The organism is Rothia sp. HMSC076D04, from assembly GCF_001814645.1.
In the GTDB taxonomy this organism is placed as follows: Bacteria; Actinomycetota; Actinomycetes; order Actinomycetales; family Micrococcaceae; genus Rothia; species Rothia mucilaginosa.
On record NZ_KV817370.1, the window covers coordinates 171,121 to 190,506 of the forward strand.

Annotated in this window: 18 protein-coding genes; 1 reads left to right on the forward strand and 17 read right to left on the reverse strand. The window is 56.5% G+C overall.

Annotated features, from left to right (window positions below; all coding sequences use genetic code 11):
• From HMPREF2980_RS06915 to rpsJ, 12 genes are all read right to left on the reverse strand, one after another.
• The coding region (locus HMPREF2980_RS06915) for a YncE family protein (RefSeq protein WP_070691022.1) at positions 1-1,891 on the reverse strand (1,891 nt) is incomplete at its 3' end.
• Positions 1,892-2,365: 474 nt separating this feature from the next.
• A complete protein-coding gene (gene rpsQ, locus HMPREF2980_RS06920; RefSeq protein ID WP_005508401.1) occupies positions 2,366-2,638 on the reverse strand; it encodes a 30S ribosomal protein S17 in 273 nt (90 codons plus the stop codon).
• Positions 2,635-2,874 carry a 50S ribosomal protein L29 gene (rpmC, locus tag HMPREF2980_RS06925; protein WP_005504969.1) on the reverse strand — a complete coding sequence of 80 codons (240 nt, stop codon included), beginning with the start codon at positions 2,872-2,874 and terminating at the stop codon, positions 2,635-2,637. Before rpmC ends, rpsQ begins: the two co-directional genes overlap by 4 nt.
• A gap of 5 nt (positions 2,875-2,879) precedes the next feature.
• Complete coding sequence (rplP, locus tag HMPREF2980_RS06930) at positions 2,880-3,299, reverse strand: 50S ribosomal protein L16 (RefSeq protein ID WP_005504968.1); 420 nt, start codon at positions 3,297-3,299, stop codon at positions 2,880-2,882.
• Entirely contained in the window at positions 3,300-4,097 is a 798-nt protein-coding gene (gene rpsC, locus HMPREF2980_RS06935; protein WP_005504966.1) for a 30S ribosomal protein S3, read from the reverse strand.
• The gene (gene rplV, locus HMPREF2980_RS06940; RefSeq protein WP_005504964.1) at positions 4,098-4,463 is read right to left on the reverse strand and encodes a 50S ribosomal protein L22; all 366 of its coding nucleotides are present in this window, start codon (positions 4,461-4,463) and stop codon (positions 4,098-4,100) included.
• Positions 4,464-4,523: 60 nt separating this feature from the next.
• Positions 4,524-4,805 (reverse strand): 30S ribosomal protein S19, encoded by a 282-nt coding sequence (rpsS, locus tag HMPREF2980_RS06945; protein WP_004005282.1) that lies wholly within the window; start codon positions 4,803-4,805, stop codon positions 4,524-4,526.
• Between the two features lie 12 nt (positions 4,806-4,817).
• Positions 4,818-5,654, reverse strand: a complete 837-nt coding sequence (gene rplB, locus HMPREF2980_RS06950) for a 50S ribosomal protein L2 (RefSeq protein WP_005504961.1) — start codon at positions 5,652-5,654, stop codon at positions 4,818-4,820.
• Between the two features lie 40 nt (positions 5,655-5,694).
• Complete coding sequence (gene rplW, locus HMPREF2980_RS06955; protein ID WP_005504959.1) at positions 5,695-5,997, reverse strand: 50S ribosomal protein L23; 303 nt, start codon at positions 5,995-5,997, stop codon at positions 5,695-5,697.
• Positions 5,997-6,614, reverse strand: a complete 618-nt coding sequence (gene rplD / locus HMPREF2980_RS06960; RefSeq protein WP_005504957.1) for a 50S ribosomal protein L4 — start codon at positions 6,612-6,614, stop codon at positions 5,997-5,999. The genes rplW and rplD overlap by 1 nt, the downstream gene beginning before the upstream one ends.
• 6 nt (positions 6,615-6,620) lie before the next feature.
• Positions 6,621-7,277: a 50S ribosomal protein L3 gene (gene rplC, locus HMPREF2980_RS06965; RefSeq protein ID WP_005504955.1), complete on the reverse strand. Its 657-nt coding sequence runs from the start codon at positions 7,275-7,277 to the stop codon at positions 6,621-6,623.
• A 13-nt stretch (positions 7,278-7,290) separates the two neighbouring features.
• On the reverse strand, positions 7,291-7,599 hold the full coding sequence (gene rpsJ / locus HMPREF2980_RS06970) for a 30S ribosomal protein S10 (RefSeq protein ID WP_004005287.1): 309 nt from the start codon (positions 7,597-7,599) through the stop codon (positions 7,291-7,293).
• A 576-nt stretch (positions 7,600-8,175) separates the two neighbouring features.
• Between rpsJ and HMPREF2980_RS06975 the strand changes: the two genes are divergently transcribed.
• Positions 8,176-11,505: a Fe2+/Zn2+ uptake regulation protein gene (locus HMPREF2980_RS06975; RefSeq protein WP_246823701.1), complete on the forward strand. Its 3,330-nt coding sequence runs from the start codon at positions 8,176-8,178 to the stop codon at positions 11,503-11,505.
• 620 nt (positions 11,506-12,125) lie between these two features.
• Here HMPREF2980_RS06975 and tuf read toward each other — a convergent pair.
• From tuf to HMPREF2980_RS07000, 5 genes are all read right to left on the reverse strand, one after another.
• Positions 12,126-13,316 (reverse strand): elongation factor Tu, encoded by a 1,191-nt coding sequence (gene tuf, locus HMPREF2980_RS06980; RefSeq protein ID WP_005508397.1) that lies wholly within the window; start codon positions 13,314-13,316, stop codon positions 12,126-12,128.
• 200 nt (positions 13,317-13,516) lie between these two features.
• Entirely contained in the window at positions 13,517-15,631 is a 2,115-nt protein-coding gene (gene fusA, locus HMPREF2980_RS06985) for an elongation factor G (protein WP_049347282.1), read from the reverse strand.
• A 72-nt stretch (positions 15,632-15,703) separates the two neighbouring features.
• Positions 15,704-16,174 (reverse strand): 30S ribosomal protein S7, encoded by a 471-nt coding sequence (gene rpsG, locus HMPREF2980_RS06990; protein ID WP_005504941.1) that lies wholly within the window; start codon positions 16,172-16,174, stop codon positions 15,704-15,706.
• Entirely contained in the window at positions 16,174-16,548 is a 375-nt protein-coding gene (gene rpsL / locus HMPREF2980_RS06995; protein WP_005504939.1) for a 30S ribosomal protein S12, read from the reverse strand. Before rpsL ends, rpsG begins: the two co-directional genes overlap by 1 nt.
• Before the next feature lie 683 nt (positions 16,549-17,231).
• Complete coding sequence (locus HMPREF2980_RS07000; protein ID WP_246823702.1) at positions 17,232-19,268, reverse strand: neutral/alkaline non-lysosomal ceramidase N-terminal domain-containing protein; 2,037 nt, start codon at positions 19,266-19,268, stop codon at positions 17,232-17,234.
• Positions 19,269-19,386: the final 118 nt, after the last annotated feature.

A 19,386-nucleotide genomic window follows, 5' to 3' on the forward strand; every position in this document is an offset into this window, starting at 1 on the left:
TGGTCGGCTCAGGCTTAGCAGACTCGCTCGGAGCAGGAGTGGGCGCATCACTATCAGGCAGGCTCAGCTTAGTGCCCGCGGGGTAAGTGGTAGTCACGCCAGAGGGAGCAGCAGAGACCTGGGTGGTTTCTGCCGGTGCGCAGGTCTCAGCGGTGTCTGCCTTCTTCTCTGCAACAGTTGCGGAGAGCGCTTCACCACCGCGAGGAGTGTCACCTTCAACAATGGAGCCGGAGAGCAGGAAGACCGAAACCTTATCGCCGCTCTTCAGGTTTTCCGTCAGGTTAGAGTTTTCGGTGGTCGGGTACGGCAGTTCAGCGGTGAAATTACCGTTCTCATCTGCCTGGATGTACGCCCAAACACCTGCGCTGTTGCCCTCAGCACCGTTGAACTTCGGCTCTTCCTTCGCGGAGATGCGGCCCTTGTTCAGCTTGACTGCGAGTACGGAGCCCTTTGAACCGTCCTGAGTCTTGAAACCTTCACCGCGCAGCTTCAGGGTTTCACCGGTGGTCCAGTCCTTCACGGCGTAGAGCTTAGCGCCGTCCGCGTAGGTCTTCACCAGTTCTTCAGAAGAAGTCTGTGCAGCAGGCTTCGCGGTGGTTTCAACGGTGGTGTTGATCTTCACCATGACGCCGGGAGTAATCGGGGAGTCTGCGTTGTCCTTGCCCTTGGGCTCGGTGCTAGAGGTGCGGTATTCGCCGGTGGTCTTATCGATGGTGTAGTCGGTTTCGATAGCGGAAGCGCCTTCGATGCTGCGTGCTACAGCGTATACGCTGCCGTCTGCAGCGACCAGAACATCATTTGCGCCGCTGGTCGCACCGGTAGACACCTGAGAAACAACGGTGCCGGTTCGTGCATCAACAACACCGACGTTGCCGGTGCCGTAATCGGTCACGTACAGCAGGTCACGGGCTTCGTCGGAGGCGAGAGCGAGGGCCTGGTTGCCGAAAGGAATGGTCTTCTTGTAGGCACCAGTTTCCAGGTCGTAGACGGTGATACCGGAGTTACTGCCCTTACGGTCACCCTGGGTGCTGACGTAGATTTCCTTCAGGGACTTGTCGATAGTGACGTCCGAGGGGTTCAGAGCAGCTTCAGCATTTTCCTTGTGCAGCTGAATGGTCTTCTCGACTTCGTAGCTCTTGGTGTCGATCACCTTCACGGTGCCGGCACTCAGGGAAGGCACGTAAAGCTTGCCGTCTGCGGAATCTACGTGCATGTTCATTGCAATGTCAGATTCGCCCTTGGCGTCAGTAAATTCAATCTTCTTGACCAGGGCGTGCCGAGTGGTGTCGAAGACACTAATGCCGCCGGAGCCAGATACAAAGACCTTGCCGCTGGAGGGGTCGATACGTACCTCGCGGGGGTGGTTGACGTCGCCTTCTGCGCTGCTCCAGATAATCCTGTTGGTCGCGGGATCGAAGACAGATACCTTGTTGACGCGGGTCTGGGTCACCCATACATATCCGGTTGCTTCGTCGTAAGCGATACCGTAGGGAGATTCAATCTGCTTACCGGTCGGTGCGGTAGCACCACGTGCGGTGAAGTCGGTGGTCGGGAACTGGTAGACAGTGGCAAGGCTCGGGGTGGATGCAACGTTCCAGGTGCCGACGCCACCGGTCAGAATCGGCGGGCGTCCGGAGGAGAAGGAAGTGTAGAGGGAGGAGGGTGCTGCCGAGTATGCCAGCTGGTACTGGCCGGGCAAGCCCTGGTACTGGGTAGCACTCACTGCAATGTGGCGGCATTCCTCAGCGGAGTTCTGGGAGTTCCCGCCGGGAACGGATGCGGAGACGTTTGCCGCAAAGGTAGCGGGAACTGTAGCGAAAGAGCCTGCGACAACGGAAAGTGCGCCAGCAATGGCGAGCAGCTTACGTGAGGGCTTGGGTGAAGAAGTCATGCTGATCCTCAATGATGTGTAGTTGTACTTCTCCAAAGGTCGTGCAACCTCCGGAAGGTGCAAAGCCACCCGACTGATTATTAGGCAAGGTTACGCTAAGCAACTATAAAGTTGATAATAAGTCCCTAATCAGGTTGTTTTCAAGTGCTGCTCATCGGATTTCGCAGACCCCAGGCGCCTTACTCACGTCTTACTTTTCACTTTTCCTCCACAATTCCGCCTCTACATGGGCTTTCTTCTCTAGCAGCGTCTACTCATGGATTGCGTCATCAAATCGAGAGAAGAATATTGTTTTCTCGTATGACATATCAAGACATTTATGACAAATGTTGTCTTAGCGTCTGTTATTAGCCCATGCCATAAGGCGCCCGCCCTAGTTTTTCCCGAACAAAGGTTAAACGCAAAGAGCCCCTCTCCTACCGAAGTAGGAGAGGGGGTTCTTTTACTGCTCTAGCAGAGAGTCATGAAGAGGGCTTACTTAGCCTTCTCGATGATCTCCACGATACGCCAGCGCTTGGAAGCGGACAGCGGACGGGTCTCTGCAATCAGAACGAGGTCACCGATGCCAGCAGCGTTCTGCTCATCGTGTGCCTTGATCTTGGAGCTACGGCGAACGACCTTGCCGTACAGTGCGTGCTTCACGTGGTCCTCGACCTCGACGACAACGGTCTTGTCCATCTTGTCGGAGACAACGTAGCCGCGGCGGGTCTTGCGGTAGCCGCGCTCTTCGTTCTTTACTTCACTCACTTGGACTCACCTTCAGTTGCGGGACGAATACCGAGCTCGCGCTCACGCAGCACGGTGTAGATACGTGCGATGTCGCGCTTGATAGTGCGGCGACGACCTGCGTTAGCCTGACCGGTGACTTCCTGGAAGCGGATGTTGAAGAGTTCCTTCTTCGCTTCGCTCAGCTTTGCAGCCAGCTCTTCGTTGGAGAGCTCTGCGAGCTTATCGATGCTCAGGTCCTTGGATCCTACTGCCATCTCGCTTATTCACCACCTTCGCGGCGACGCACAACACGTGCCTTCATCGGGAGCTTGTGGATTGCCAGGCGCATTGCCTCGCGAGCCACTTCTTCGGACACACCGGAGAGTTCAAACATGACTCGACCCGGCTTGACATTTGCGACCCACCACTCGGGCGAACCCTTACCGGAACCCATACGGGTTTCAGCGGGCTTCTTGGTCAGCGGACGGTCGGGATAAATGTTGATCCAGACCTTACCGCCACGCTTGATGTGACGGGTCATTGCGATACGTGCAGCCTCAATCTGGCGGTTGGTTACGTATGCGGGCGACAGGGCCTGAATGCCCCACTCACCGAAGCTAACCTCGGTGCCGCCCTTTGCGAGACCACTACGCTTGGGGTGGTGCTGCTTGCGGTACTTTACTCGACGGGGAATAAGCATTTATGCCTCACCGTTCTCTGCAGTCTTGGCCTCGACCTTTGCCGAAGCGTTCTCGTTGCGGCGCTCGCGACGAGGACCACGGTTGCCCTGGCGGCGGCGGTCACCATCGCGGCGGTTGCCACGGCGGTTGTTTGCTGCCTGCTGAGCTGCCAGCTCCTTGTCGGTCAGGTCGCCCTTGTAGATCCAGACCTTCACGCCGATGCGACCGAAGGTGGTCTTAGCCTCGAAGAAGCCGTAGTCGATGTTCGCACGCAGGGTGTGCAGGGGCACACGGCCTTCGCGGTAGAACTCGGAACGGGACATTTCAGCGCCACCCAGACGGCCGGAGCACTGGATACGGATACCCTTTGCGCCTGCACGCTGTGCGGACTGGATTGCCTTCTTCATTGCACGGCGGAATGCAACACGCGATGCGAGCTGCTCTGCGATGCTCTGTGCAACCAGCTGAGCGGAGAGGTCGGGGTTAGCAACCTCGAGGATGTTCAGCTGAATCTGCTTGTTGGTGAGCTTCTCGAGCTCGCCGCGGATGCGGTCTGCTTCTGCGCCACGGCGGCCAATCACGATACCGGGACGAGCGGTGTGGATGTCCACACGCACGCGGTCACGGGTACGCTCGATCTCGACCTTTGCAACGCCTGCGCGATCCAGGTTCTTTGCCAGCAGCTCGCGGATCTTTACGTCCTCGCGGACGAAGTCAGCGTAACGCTCGCCGGGCTTGTTGGAATCAGCGAACCACTTGGAGACGTGGTCAGTGGTGATGCCCAGTCGGAAACCGTTCGGGTGAATTTTCTGACCCATTTAGCGGTCCTCCTCCTTCTCCGGGGTAGCAACTACCACGGTGATGTGGCTGGTGCGCTTGTTGATTCGGTATGCGCGACCCTGAGCGCGGGGCTGAATGCGCTTCATGGTCGGGCCCTCGTTCACGAATGCTTCGCTGATGAACAGCTCTTCCTCGCGGAAGGGCAGACCCTGCTGGGTTGCCTTCTGACGAGCGTTAGCTACTGCCGAAGCAACGATCTTGTATACCGGCTCCGAAGCTGCCTGGGGGGCGAACTTCAGAATCGCCAGAGCCTCTTCCGCCTGCTTACCACGGATCAGGTTGACGACACGGCGGGCCTTCATAGGCGTAACGCGAACGAAACGCGCTGATGCCTTGGCTTCCATTGCCTATCTCTCTTTCGTCTATTGCCGAAAGGGAAACGTTAGCTTATCGGTGTGAACCGATTAGCGACGCTTGCCCTTACGGTCGTCCTTCACGTGGCTGCGGAAAGTGCGGGTCGGAGCAAACTCACCGAGCTTGTGACCAACCATCGACTCGGTGATGAACACCGGCACGTGCTTGCGACCGTCGTACACTGCGATGGTGTGACCGAGCATGTCGGGGATAATCATCGAGCGACGCGACCAAGTCTTGATTACGTTCTTGGTGCCCTTCTCGTTCTGAGCTGCAACCTTCAGGTAGAGGTGCTGATCAACGAAAGGGCCCTTCTTCAAACTACGAGGCATGTTTCAGGCTCCTTAGCGCTTCTTGCCAGTACGACGGCGACGAACGATGAGCTTGTCGCTTTCCTTGTTGGGACGGCGGGTACGACCCTCGGGCTTACCGTTGGGGTTAACCGGGTGACGACCACCGGAGGTCTTACCTTCACCACCACCGTGCGGGTGGTCAACCGGGTTCATGACCACACCACGGACGGTCGGGCGGATGCCCTTCCAGCGGTTACGACCTGCCTTACCCCAGTTGATGTTGGACTGCTCAGCGTTGCCAACTTCACCAACGGTTGCGCGGCAGCGAACATCCACGTTGCGGATTTCTCCGGAGGGCAGACGGAGCTGACCGTACTTACCTTCCTTAGCAACCAGCTGTACAGAAGCACCTGCGGAACGAGCCAGCTTTGCGCCGCCACCGGGGCGGAGCTCGACACAGTGAATCACGGTACCAACGGGGATGTTGCGCAGGGGCAGGTTGTTACCGGGCTTGATGTCAGCTGCGGGGCCGGACTCGACGATGTCGCCCTGAGCGAGCTTGTTCGGAGCGATGATGTAGCGCTTGGAACCATCGAAGTAGTGCAGCAGCGCGATGCGAGCGGTACGGTTGGGATCGTACTCGATGTGTGCAACGCGTGCGTTAACGCCGTCCTTGTCGTGACGACGGAAGTCGATCAGACGGTACTGGCGCTTGTGGCCGCCACCCTTGTGACGGGTGGTGATGCGGCCGGTGTTGTTACGGCCGCCGGTCTTGTGAAGCGGACGAAGCAGGGACTTTTCCGGGGTGGAGCGGGTGATCTCGGAGAAATCAGCAACGCTCGAACCGCGGCGACCCGGGGTCGTCGGCTTGTACTTACGAATACCCATTTAGATATTTCTTCCTTCGTTAAAGTGGTCTCCGCGGGGCTTATGCCTGCGGACCGCCGAAGATGTCGATGGTGCCTTCCTTGAGGGTCACAATCGCACGCTTGGTGTTCTTGCGAGCGCCCCAACCGAAACGGGTGCGCTTGCGCTTGCCCTGACGGTTGATGGTGTTGACGGAAGCAACCTTGACGTCAAAGATCTTCTCGATGGCCTGCTTGATTTCCAGCTTGTTGGAATCGGTAGCGACCTCGAAGGTGTACTTACCTTCGTCGAGCTGACCGTAGCTCTTCTCGGAAACGACGGGAGCGATAATCACGTCGTATACAGACTTGGTGGAAACGCTCATTACTTAGCGCCCTCCTTCTTCTGAGCTGCAGCAACGAATGCGTCGAATGCTGCCTTGGTGAAGACCACGTCGTCAGAAACCAGCACATCGTAGGTGTTGAGCTGATCTGCGTACAGAACGTGGACGTTCTCCAGGTTACGTGCGGACAGAGCCACAACGTCCTCTGCACGAGCAATCACAAGAAGGATGTTCTTGCGCTCGGTGATAGCTGCGAATGCAGCCTTTGCAGCCTTGGTCGAGGGGGTTTCACCGGAGATGAAGTTCTCGACAACGTGGACGCGGTCGTGACGAGCGCGATCAGAGAGAGCACCGCGCAGTGCAGCGGCGATCATCTTCTTGGGGGTGCGCTGTGCGTAGTTACGCGGGGTCGGACCGTGAACAACGCCACCGCCGGTCATGTGCGGTGCACGGATGGAGCCCTGACGTGCGTTACCGGTACCCTTCTGCTTGAAGGGCTTACGGCCTGCACCGGAAACCTCGCCGCGGTTCTTGGTCTTGTGGGTGCCCTGGCGTGCAGCAGCGAGCTGTGCAACGACAACCTGGTGCAGCAGGGGCACGGATGCCTGCGCGTCGAAAATCTCTGCGGGCAGGTCTACCTTAAGGGTCTTAACAGCCATGATGTATTAGGCTCCCTTCACAGCGGTACGAACCAGAACAACGCCGCCCTTGGGACCGGGGATTGCGCCCTTGATCAGCAGGACATTGTTCTCTGCGTCCACACCCTGGATAGTCAGGTTCAAGGTAGTGTGACGTGCTGCGCCCATACGGCCAGCCATGCGCATACCCTTGAACACGCGTGCGGGGTAGGATGCGCCACCGATGGAACCGGGCTTACGGTGGTTCTTGTGCTGACCGTGAGACGCGCCAACACCCTTGAAGCCGTGACGCTTCATAACACCTGCGAAGCCCTTACCCTTGGTCTTACCAACGACGTCGACCTTCTGGCCTGCTTCGAAGAGCTCAACGGTCAGTTCCTGACCGAGGGAATACTCAGAAGCATCTGCGGTACGCAGCTCGACGATGTGGCGACGGGGGGTAACACCGGCCTTCTCGAAGTGACCAGCCAGGGGCTTGGTAACCTTGCGAGAGTCGATTGCACCGAAACCGATCTGAACAGCTTCGTAGCCGTCAGTTTCCTGGTTACGGATCTGGGTAACAACGTTAGAATCAGCCTTGACGACGGTGACGGGCACGAACTTGCCGTCCTCGTCCCAGACCTGGGTCATGCCGAGCTTGGTGCCCAGCAGGCCCTTCACCTGGCGCTCGAATTTGTTAGTCATTAGATGCGATCCTCTACAGCTTGATCTCGATGTTTACGTCTGCCGGCAGGTCGAGACGCATGAGGGCATCAACAGCCTTGGGGGTCGGATCAACAACGTCGATCAGACGCTTGTGCGTACGCATCTCGAAGTGCTCGCGGCTGTCCTTGTACTTGTGGGGAGAACGAATAACACAGTAGACGTTCTTCTCGGTCGGCAGCGGCACGGGGCCAACTACAGTTGCGCCTGCGCCCTTGACCGTTTCGACGATTTTCCGTGCCGAAGAATCGATGACCTCGTGGTCATAGGACTTCAGACGGATGCGGATTTTCTGTCCCGCCATCTGTCGGACTCTCTTTCTTGATGTATTCCCTGTATCGGAGCTTTTGCCCCTTTGTTATAGCGCTTAAGGAACGCGATATATTCATCACGTGCGCCACTCAGAACGGACTGAATCCGGCTTTGCCGGGTTCCTCACCCCGCCTGAGTACCGACCCCCGAACTCGGGCGTGTCGCCTATTTTCTAGACAAACTCGTCCCGTCATCCTTCGGACCGGGTCATACGTGGGCCTACCTTTAGTGCAGGTAGACGCTTTGACAACGTCGTCAATTCTCTCAGAGTTAGAGCCCTGATGCAATACGAACACAAGTTAAGTGCTTAAGAACACTTAACTGTCGCTGTCAACCTGAGGATACTCCCGCGATGTAACTCTCAGGGAGCTTTCAATCTACTTTCAGTAAGTTCCATGCGCTTTATTGCTCTTAATAAAGCTTTTAGGCCTAAAGACTCTCGTATCGTAGAAGTATCACTACAGCCTAAGGAGAAACCATGTCTCAGCCGACACAACCTCATCAGGCATCCTCTAGCTCTCACTCTTCGTCTCAGAGCCCTCAGTATGCTCAGCCGCAAGGTCTCGGCTTGTACGTTCCCCCGTCCCTATCGAGTCCGTATCCTCAGCCTCCTGCGCAGCGACGCCGGGTCAATGAGGATATCTTCCTCAATATTGTTCTGTACATCGGCTCGCTCCTGCTCATCGGCGCTGCAGGTCTTTTTGTCACCTCGGTGACTTCTTCTCAGGATGAAACGGCTATCTTCCGTGTCCTCGCAATGGCGCTTGGAGCAATTGTCTTCTACGGAGCCGGTCTGCTCACCTACCGTTTCGTAGAGCGCCTGCGTATTGCCTCCTACTCTTTTGCAGCAACGGGTCTTGCGTTTATTCCTCTGACCGGCGTTGCTATCTATGTCCTCAAGATTTGGACTGAAGGACGCTACATCTGGCTCCTCACGTCTCTGGTTGGCACTGCAGCTATTGTTGGAGCCTGCGCCCTCATGCGTAACCGTGTGATGGCGTACCTGCTGATTTCGTTCATCGTTTCGGACTCGTTGGCAGCTACGAAGGTGGCGGCTCTGCCTTTCGTTTGGTATTTCGTTTCTCTGACTGCCGTTGCCACTGTTCTGGGTTTGATTCTGCACTTTGCCCCGAATGCTGCCCCGAAGGGTATCCGCGAAGGTCTTGTTGATTCTTCCCGTATTTTCGTCCCGGCTACTGCCGTCGCCATTTTCTTCTTTACCAACGATCTGAGCTACACGGATGCAGGTATTGCCTTTGCGGTCATGTCTGTGCACGCCATTCTGTTCACCTGGCTGAACGGCACGGCGGATTACTACGCCCAGGCACGCATCTACCCGATTGCATCCATTCTCTCCTTCATCATGGACTCGGATCACGGCCCGTGGTTCCCCAGTATCTTCTTCGTCTCTGTTCTGGTTGTTAACCTGATTTCTGCCTACGTATTTATTCCTCGTCTGCAGAAGACTATTGCTGGTTCCGCTCCTGCTGCCGCTGAACAGTCCGAGCAGGTGCAAAGCACCCCGGCTATCCCCTGGGCGAAGGAAGCTCTTCACCAACCCGCTCGCAAGATAGAGTGGTTGCCGGCAATTGACGCATGCGTCGGCGTATTCTTCTCCTTCTTTGCTCTCCTTGATGCCTTCTACACTGCTCACGTCGCTGATAGCGTTACCTACGCAACGCGCTGGAGCACTTTCCTTCCCTATGCAGAGGGTAATCAAGGTGTCTTCCCCGCGCCCTGGGTTATTGGTGTCCTCTGCATTGTCAGTTTCTTGCTGTACCGCAAGGCAATTCAGCCTCTGGTGCTCATGAGTTTTGTAGCGCTCATCCCGGTCATTGGCATGTATGCTTCCCCTGGCAACCAGGGAACGTTCTACCTCTTCTTTGCCGCGGCTGTAGTCATCTATCTGGTCACTGCTAAGGCTCCCGAGGCACGTACTGCTGGAGCGGTACTGAGCAACATCGGTTATGCCATTGGTATGATTCAGCTCTTCCTCGCTCTCATTCCTGAGATGCAGACTTCTGAGTCACTTTTGATGTTTGCGTTGGTCTGCGCCGCTATTGCGCTACTGACTTTTGTCCTCTCTCAGGGCGTTGCAGCGCAGAACGCAAGCTACCGTCTTGTAGAGATGTCGACGTACCTCTTCTTGGGCGTTTTTGCTCTCTTCGTGGGGTACGTAGCTAACCATGCTGATGGCGGAGCACATGGCCGATTCTGGGTTGGTTTCCCTCTCTTCTCGGGTGCCGTCCTCTTCTTGAGCGTCCTGAGCGCTCTTATTCTGGCCCGCGCGCTACGACTTTCGGATGTTGGTTCCTTCCGCTCCACGCTTGTCATGTTTGTCCGTATCGCGTTCTACGCGACTCTGCTTATCGCGACGATTGGCTCGCGACACTACCTGCTGTACGACTTGCAGAAGGAGTACATTGCTGTAGCATTGCCGGCGCTCCTGACCGTCGTTTATGGTGCGCTTGGTTTCTTTATGCCGGTTGGCTCTTCGATTCGTTCGGAGCTACTCACCGTTGCGCGGTTCCCCATCTGCTGGTCGGTCATTCTGCTCGCGATCACCGGCAATATGAAGGAATCGCTCGTAGACTTCCTCGTACTTGCGCTGCTGGCGGTTCAGGCTCTGTGCAGCGTGCTACTCTACGCGTACTCCAAGCGAAACTACGAAGCATACGCGGCGGCGATTTTCTTCACGCTCGGTTCTGTCCTGAGCGCAGGCCGTTTCATTGGCGATTTTGATAATCTTCTGTTCGCGGTAGCAACTCCTGCTATCTTCATCTCTGTATGGGTGCTTGCCCTTATCTTCAGGGTCTCCCGCATGCAGATTGGTGCCTCCATCAGTATCACGACGTTCTGCATTGGTTCTCTATGGAATCTCTTCAACACGAGGGAAAGCACAATGATGATGACTCTTCTGGGCTACTACGCTCTGATTGCCGTCGTTATCCTGTTCGTTCTGAAGGTCACGCTCCCGGTTGAGGTCTTCGGTGTGAACGCAAACGTTCGTCCTCGCATTGCTGTCCCGGTCGGGAATACGGTGGTTGATTTGCCGATGCACGGCCCGTTAGGTGCCCCCTACGCGCGTTTCATGTCTCGCCGCCCCCTGAGCCAGGGCATCTATGCACCGGTCAATACGCTGCTGATGATTCCCGCTCTGGTGGTGCTGGGATTCTACACTTTCGTTGGGCTGGCTTTTGAGCCCAAGCAGGTAGAACTCAACGCACTTCTCTGGGGTCTTGGCGCTCTGTCTTTCGTGTCTGTCACCAAGGCGAAGAACCTGCCGACCGTCTGCACTACGGCGTTCAGCCTCTTCATCGCCCGTCTGGTCATTGATTACTCAAAGTCCAATCCCCTGAGCGTCATTCTTGAGGTTGCTCTCCTGATTCTGCTGGCTGTTGTAGCTGCCAAGGTTCTCAAGAACTTCATCGCAAAGAGGCCTGTAGACGAGCAGGTATCGGATTCTCCTCTGTACTGGGCTTTGGGCCTGCAGGTGTTCCTCACCCTGGTAACGTGGGCAGTTCCCGCTGACGGTCCGGATATCGTAGTGCTGGTACTCGGCATTGCCCTGACTCTCCTGAGCGCTCTGCTGCTCGACCGAGTCTGGACCTATATCGCAACTGCGCTAGTCACCCTCGACCTGGCGATTTTGCTCAACGGTCTGAACCCGCTGACCTTGCTGATCATTTCTATTCTGCTCATTGCCGGCGTTATCTGGCGCCTGCTGGTGCGACAGAACAAGCAGGATGCAGCAGCTCCGCACCAGGATTCTGAGCAGCTCGGGAATTTCCCGCACACTCAAGATCAGCCGGATATGTATCCGCAGGGCAACGTCCAGATGCAGCAGCCCCCGGCTCCTCAGCAGGGCTACCAGCCTCTCCACGAGGAAAACCTCTAGCGATCAGCACACATAGGTTCTATTCCTACGGCATTCTGTAGTAGGATTAGCTATGTCCCTTCCGAGGGGCAGTCATTCGAATTGCGGTTCCCAGCCTTCGGGCTGGGAACCGTTTTTCTTTGTCCGCAGATTCTATATTCCATCTACAGGGTCTGTAGTCGCTCCCCCGCCGCAAGCCGGTCCGCATGACCCAGATTCTGTCTCGAGCCAGCAGATCTCTGAACGGAGTAGGCAATCGTTCCCCTACCCAGGTTCTTTCCATGTCCAGCTTCTTTCCATATCCAGGAGTTCAGAATCTACGGCTAGAAGGTACGGACATGTCATACCGCCGCCGAGGAGGGTGTTCCCTGCCGCTACAGATTCACCATGAACTCCGCTATCGGCCACGTATACCCCTTCAGAAGCCTTGAGCGGCTGCTGAGACGAACTGATAACGCTCAGAGCGGGTTTTATACAGCCCAGCAGATAATGCCGCTCTCTCCTTCGCCGGAGCCTTCAGCAACCCGCAAAAGGGCATAACAAAAGGACCCCCGCAGATGCGGGGGTCCTTGAGTATCGCTACCTGATGGAGAGTTACCTCTCCGGCAGATCTTTAGCGAATTGTCGTAAATTTACGGCAATTACTTGATGATCTTGGTAACGCGACCCGAACCAACGGTGCGGCCACCCTCACGGATAGCGAAGCCGAGGCCCTCTTCCATTGCGATGGGCTGGATCAGGGTAACGGTCATCTCGGTGTTGTCACCGGGCATAACCATCTCGGTGCCCTCGGGGAGGGTGATAACGCCGGTCACGTCAGTGGTACGGAAGTAGAACTGAGGACGGTAGTTGGAGTAGAAGGGGTTGTGACGGCCACCCTCATCCTTGGAGAGGATGTAGACGTTTGCCTCGAACTCGGTGTGGGGGGTGATGGAGCCCGGCTCCACGACAACCTGACCACGCTCAACATCGTCACGCTTCAGACCACGCAGCAGCAGACCACAGTTCTCGCCTGCCCATGCTTCGTCGAGCTGCTTGTGGAACATCTCGATACCGGTAACGGTGGTCTTCTGGATCGGACGGATACCGACAATCTCGACCTCGGAGTTGATCTTCAGGGTACCGCGCTCTGCACGACCGGTAACAACGGTGCCACGACCGGTAATGGTGAAGACGTCCTCGATGGGCATGAGGAAGGGCTTGTCCTTCTCACGCACGGGGTCCGGAATGTAGGTGTCGACTGCGTCCATGAGCTCCTCGACCTTAGCAACCCACTCGGGGTCGCCTTCGAGAGCCTTCAGTGCGGAAACGCGAACAACGGGAGCGTTGTCGCCGTCGAACTCCTGCGAGGAGAGGAGGTCACGGACCTCCATCTCGACGAGGTCGAGGAGCTCTTCGTCGTCAACCATGTCTGCCTTGTTCAGTGCAACCAGCAGGGTGGGGACGCCAACCTGGCGAGCGAGCAGAACGTGCTCGCGGGTCTGTGCCATGGGGCCGTCGGTAGCAGCAACCACGAGGATTGCGCCGTCCATCTGAGCCGCACCGGTAATCATGTTCTTGACGTAGTCAGCGTGGCCGGGAGCGTCAACGTGTGCGTAGTGGCGCTTCTCGGTCTGGTACTCGATGTGAGCAATGTTAATGGTAATACCGCGCTGGCGCTCCTCGGGAGCGGAGTCGATCATACCGAAGTCGCGCTTCTCGTTCAGGTCCGGGTACTTGTCAGCCAGAACCTTGGAGATTGCTGCGGTCAGGGTGGTCTTACCGTGGTCAACGTGACCAATGGTACCGACGTTAACGTGAGGCTTGGAGCGCTCGAACTTAGCCTTAGCCAAGAGTGTTCCTCCTAGAACGATTGAAAACATGCACGCGGATCTTCGCTCCGGCGCATCCCGTTATAAAACGGTCTAGCGTCTACAATAGCGGATTACGCCGCAGAGATGAAACTGTTCATGCTCTCAATAATGGATTTAATTGAAAATTTTAGCGTGGGCCACAGGTTTTTAGCCCGTGGCCCACGGGTGAGACGCGAAAATTACTCGCCGCGGCTCTTCTGAATGATCTCGTCAGCGACGTTCTTGGGAACCTCGCCGTAGCTGTCGAATGCCATCGAGAACACTGCACGACCCTGGGTCTTGCCACGCAGGTCGCCAATGTAACCGAACATTTCGGTCAGGGGCACGATAGCCTTGATGATCTTAACGCCGGATGCGTCCTCCATGGAACGAACCTGGCCACGGCGGGAGTTCAGGTCGCCGATAACGTCGCCCATGTACTCCTCGGGGGTACGAACCTCAACGTCCATCAGCGGCTCGAGCAGGACCGGGTTAGCGCGCTTAGCGCCTTCCTTGAAGACCATCGAACCAGCGATCTTGAACGCCATTTCGGAGGAGTCGACGTCGTGGTAAGCACCGTCGATCAGGGTTGCCTTCACGCCCACCATCGGGTAGCCAGCGAGGACACCGAACTTCATAGCGTCCTGGATACCAGCGTCGACCGAGGGGATGTACTCGCGAGGAACGCGGCCACCGGTGACCTTGTCCTCGAACTCGTACAGCTCTTCGCCATCCAGGGGCAGGGGCTCGAAGGAGACCTGCACCTTTGCGAACTGACCGGAACCACCGGTCTGCTTCTTGTGGGTGTAGTCGACCTTCTCGACTGCCTTCTTGATGGTCTCGCGGTAAGCAACCTGAGGCTTACCAACGTTAGCCTCAACCTTGAACTCACGCTTCATACGGTCAACGATGATGTCCAGGTGCAGCTCACCCATACCACCAATTTCGGTCTGACCGGTTTCTTCGTTCAGCGAAACGGTGAAGGTGGGGTCCTCAGCGGAGAGCTTCTGGATAGCGGTGGACATCTTCTCCTGGTCACCCTTGGTCTTGGGCTCGATAGCCACGAAGATCACGGGATCGGGGAAGGTCATCGACTCGAGAACAATCGGGTGTGCGGGGTCGCACAGGGTGTCACCGGTGGTGGTGTCCTTCAGACCGATTGCAGCGTAAATGTGACCTGCGGTGATCTCCTCAACAGGGTTCTCCTTGTTGGAGTGCATCTGGAAGAGCTTACCGATGCGCTCCTTCTTACCCTTGGTGGAGTTCAGAACCTGCTGGCCCTGAGCTGCGGTACCGGAGTACACACGGGTGTAGGTCAGCTGACCATAGAACGGGTGAGCTGCAACCTTGAACGCCAGTGCTGCGAAGGGCTCCTCAGCGGATGCCTTACGGGTCAGCTTCTCTTCCTCGTTGGAGGGGTTGGAGCCGACAACGTCCGGAACGTCCAGCGGGGAGGGCAGGTACTCGATCACAGCGTCCAGCATGGGCTGAACACCGCGGTTCTTGAATGCAGAACCACAGAGAACGGGGAATGCCTCACCGGAGATAACCAGCTGACGGATACCAGCCTTAATCTCGGGGATGGTCAGCTCGCCCTCTTCGAGGTACTTCTCCATGAGCTCTTCGCTAGCCTCAGCAACAGCCTCAACCAGCTCAGCGCGGTACTGTTCAGCCTTCTCAACCAGGTCAGCAGGAATGTCCTGAACCTCGTAAGAGGAGCCCATGGTCACGTCACCCTTGGCGTCGCCGGGCCAGACGTATGCCTTCATTTCGAGCAGGTCAACAACACCGAGGAAGTCGCTCTCAGCGCCGATGGGGAGCTGAACAACCAGCGGGCGTGCGCCCAGGCGGTCGATGATGGTCTGAACGGTGAAGTAGAAGTCAGCACCCATCTTGTCCATCTTGTTGACGAAGCAGATACGGGGGACATCGTACTTGTCAGCCTGGCGCCAAACGGTCTCAGACTGGGGCTCAACACCTTCCTTGCCGTCGAACACAGCAACTGCGCCGTCGAGGACGCGCAGGGAGCGCTCAACCTCAACGGTGAAGTCGACGTGACCGGGGGTGTCGATAATGTTGATCTGGTTGTCCTTCCAGAAGCAGGTGGTTGCTGCGGAGGTAATGGTAATACCTCGCTCCTGCTCCTGAGCCATCCAGTCCATGGTGGAAGCGCCGTCGTGAGTCTCACCAATCTTGTGGTTAATACCGGTGTAGAACAGAATGCGCTCAGTGGTGGTGGTCTTACCGGCGTCGATGTGCGCCATAATACCGATGTTGCGGACCTTGTTAAGGTCGGTGAACACGTCAAGTGCCACGTTATTCTCCCTAAATGAGATACTCCGAAAGCCTGCCGACTCGAATCGACTCGGCAGGCTCTAAACGGAGAATTACCAGCGGTAGTGTGCGAAGGCCTTGTTGGACTCGGCCATCTTGTGAGTGTCCTCGCGACGCTTCACAGCGGCACCGAGACCATTGGATGCATCCAGGATCTCGTTCATCAGACGCTCAGTCATGGTCTTCTCGCGGCGCTGCTTGGAGAAGCCAACGAGCCAGCGGAGAGCCAGAGCGGTGGAACGGCCGGGGCGAACCTCAACCGGAACCTGGTAGGTTGCACCGCCGACGCGGCGGGAGCGAACCTCGAGAGAAGGCTTGATGTTGTCCATAGCCTTCTTCAGGGTTGCGACCGGGTCAGAACCGGTCTTCTTCTCGACGCCCTCGAGGGCACCGTAGACGATGCGCTCTGCGACGGACTTCTTGCCGTCCAGCAGAACCTTGTTGATCAGCTGGGTGACCAGAGCGGAACCGTAAACAGGATCGTTTACGAGGGGACGCTTGGGAGCGGGACCCTTACGAGGCATTACTTCTTCTCCTTCTTAGCGCCGTAGCGGGAGCGAGCCTGGCCGCGACCCTTAACACCCTGGGTATCCAGAGCGCCACGAACGATCTTGTAGCGAACACCGGGGAGGTCCTTCACACGACCACCGCGAACGAGCACGATCGAGTGCTCCTGCAGGTTGTGACCCTCACCGGGGATGTATGCGGTAACCTCGACGCCGCCGTTGAGCTTGACACGAGCGACCTTACGCAGTGCCGAGTTCGGCTTCTTCGGGGTGGTGGTGTACACACGGGTGCACACGCCACGCTTCATGGGGTTGCCCTTCAGTGCGGGCGCCTTGGTCTTAACGACCTTGGGAGTCCGGCCCTTACGGACCAGCTGCTGAATAGTAGGCACGTTTTCTCCGTTGCTTGATCAGGTTTCTCGTTAGAGAAGCCCGTATAAACTTACTGGCCTCCATCACGTTGGATGGGTGCTCTCGGTTATCAGAAACGCTCGGATGCATATCCGGTTGGTTTCTATAGGTTCCTCGACATCTCGGCGAGTTCTCAGGGCTAAAATTCCCCACCATCAGAGGTGAAAAAGTTTTTGGGCACGCTTAAAAATGGCATTTAGGCGTCAGCAAAAAGCAACGCCAAAGGACGGTATCCATACTGCCATTGATTCATCATGCCCGTGCCCTCGGGAAATATCCCGCGTAAACCCACCGGGGGTGGATCCTTGTGCACCGAGCTCAAGTACTTCGGATAAGACTATACAGGTTAAATCCCGCTTAATCTAGCGCCAGAGCGGGGATTCTTTGCTTTTAAGCCCCCATCTAAGGGTAAAAGCTAATGATTTGCCTCACTTAAATTACATCTTTGGGATTTACCACTCCCCCACTACCTCCTCCACCATCTCTGTTTCTCTTGTCTCCTTGACACAATTTAAAGCAGAAGACCGTCAAGAACCCTCTCGACGATTCTTGGCGACCTCAACAGATACGAGAGGCGAGCGCATATCCGCACCCGCCTCCCGCAAGAGAGTATTCAGTTATAGGTCCGCCACAGCAGCTACTGGACTACGCCATCTGGAAGAGACTACGCCACCTGGAAGACTCGAGTCTGACCCTCAAACGGGGTGATAGTCTTCGAATTCTTCTTAGCATTGCCGTAGTAGCGGATGCGGTACTGCCCCTTAGGAGTATTAGCCGGCACCTTCCAGCGAACCGTCACCTGAGACGCCGAAACACCAATTCGCTTCCATTCAAAGAAGGTATCCGGGTTGTTATCGGCGGTGTAGTACTTCCAGGTATTACCCACACGACGCTCAATCACGAAGTAGCTACCGTCGTGATGCATGTTGTTATTCGGGTGAGCACCAGCAAAACGAGCAGTCACCTCTTCGCGGCCGGCAATAGCGTCCTGAGGCTGCTGAGTGACCTGACCGTAACGCACACCGAACATGGGGGTATCGTAGACGACCTTACCCTGCAGACTCGCTACCGGGCGACGATCATTCGGACGGTCACCAATACTCAGAGGGGTACCGTTCTTCAGCGAGGTTCCGACAATGTTAATGGTCTGGCGGAACGCGCTGGAGGTGTAACGACCGAAGAGGGTCGCACCACCTTCATACTGCTGAGAGTCATACTCCTCAGGAGTCGTCACGTAGTGGTCGTAGGCATTGGTGTAGCCCTGCAGAATAATATGCGATTCGGGAACACCAAAAAGCTTGGCAGCATCCTGGCGGTACTGCACACCCACCGCGCCGGTGAACTCACCGGGCATACCCAGCAGGTAGTAGTCACCGAAGCGCATAATCTGCACCGGATACTTTTCCTGAATGATCGTTCCATTTTTTGCAGAGAAGAGAATACCCTTCGGCTGCTGGCAACGCGCCTGCGCGGCGCTCGGAGTGAACACCAAAGTACCCAGAATAGAGGGGCGACCAGAGCCTTCCTTATAGGCATCCCAGCCACCGCCGCCATCCTCAGTGGAGCCGGCACCAAACGAAGTACCCAGGAAGCCCTGGCAGGTGCGCTCATTATGGCCGCTACCGGTGTACTTGGCATCCACGTTCATGCCCGAGAAATTGAAGTACGAAATACGCGAATCCAGACCCTTACCCACCGGAGTACCCGCACTCTTGAGCTGAGAACGCACAGCATTAGCCTGCTTCTCGCCCTGAATCTTCACATTCTTGAACTGGTCATTAGTGGGACCCTGACCAGGCTTCAACCAGGTATTCGGGGAAACATCACCGGCATTAGCATTCGCAAACGCCGCAACGAAACCATCGCCGCTACCGGGAACATTGCGGTCAACGCCGTGATCCTGAGTCTCCAGCAGATACTCCGCGTAACCCTTGTTATCGCTCGAAATCAGAGTATTCTTCGAGGTCAATGACGTCGGGTGAATCGCATACCAGTTCAGCACCGCGCGAGTCTTACCGTTACGCTCCAGACGCAGAGTCATATTGGTCGGATCGGTACCGCCGGGCAACTTAGAACGCAGCTGAGGAGAATCCAGGTTAAACGCCTCGCGGGAACGGTTAGCACCAACACCGGTCAGCTTCGAAGACGAAATCGTCAGGTTACCCGGAGCCAGATCCTTAGTTGCCTCGCGGATTGCCTTCAGCGAACCGTTCACCTGAGCGTTGAACGTATCCTGATGGAAGCCCAGGGTCGTAATGTTGTACAGGCTCTGGTGCGTAATACCACCGGGGGTCGCGTGGGTGTGAGTCGCGGTAATCATAATGTTCGACTCATCGTACGCGGAGCCAAACTCTGCACGGATACGCTTGACCAGTTCATCACGCAGTGACTGCCAGCCAGTCAGAGAGTCCAGGACAACAATGAGGTTGCGCTTACCGGAGGCGCGATCCACCGCGATAAAAGCGCGAGCATACTGGCGAGTATGCACACCACTACCCTTCTGAGAAGAGTCACCATAGCCCATGAAGCCAACTTCACCGGGCTCACCGGTAATATCCGCCGCACCCGCACCTACCAGGTAGGGGGTAGCACTAGCGCTCTGAGAAGCAGGGGCCGCGGTCGCAACCTGACCGGCGGGAAGAATTGCGGAAGCCGCAATAAGGCATGCTGCACCAATGCGAGCAAGAGAATGGGTAGGCACCTTAAAACGCGAAAAAACAGAGGAGCGCTTTTGCTCCCCTGCAGACAAAGAGGAATTCTGTTCAGACATCTGAGATTGAGATGCTCCGGAAGGCAGTCGGGTGCCACTAGTAGTCACC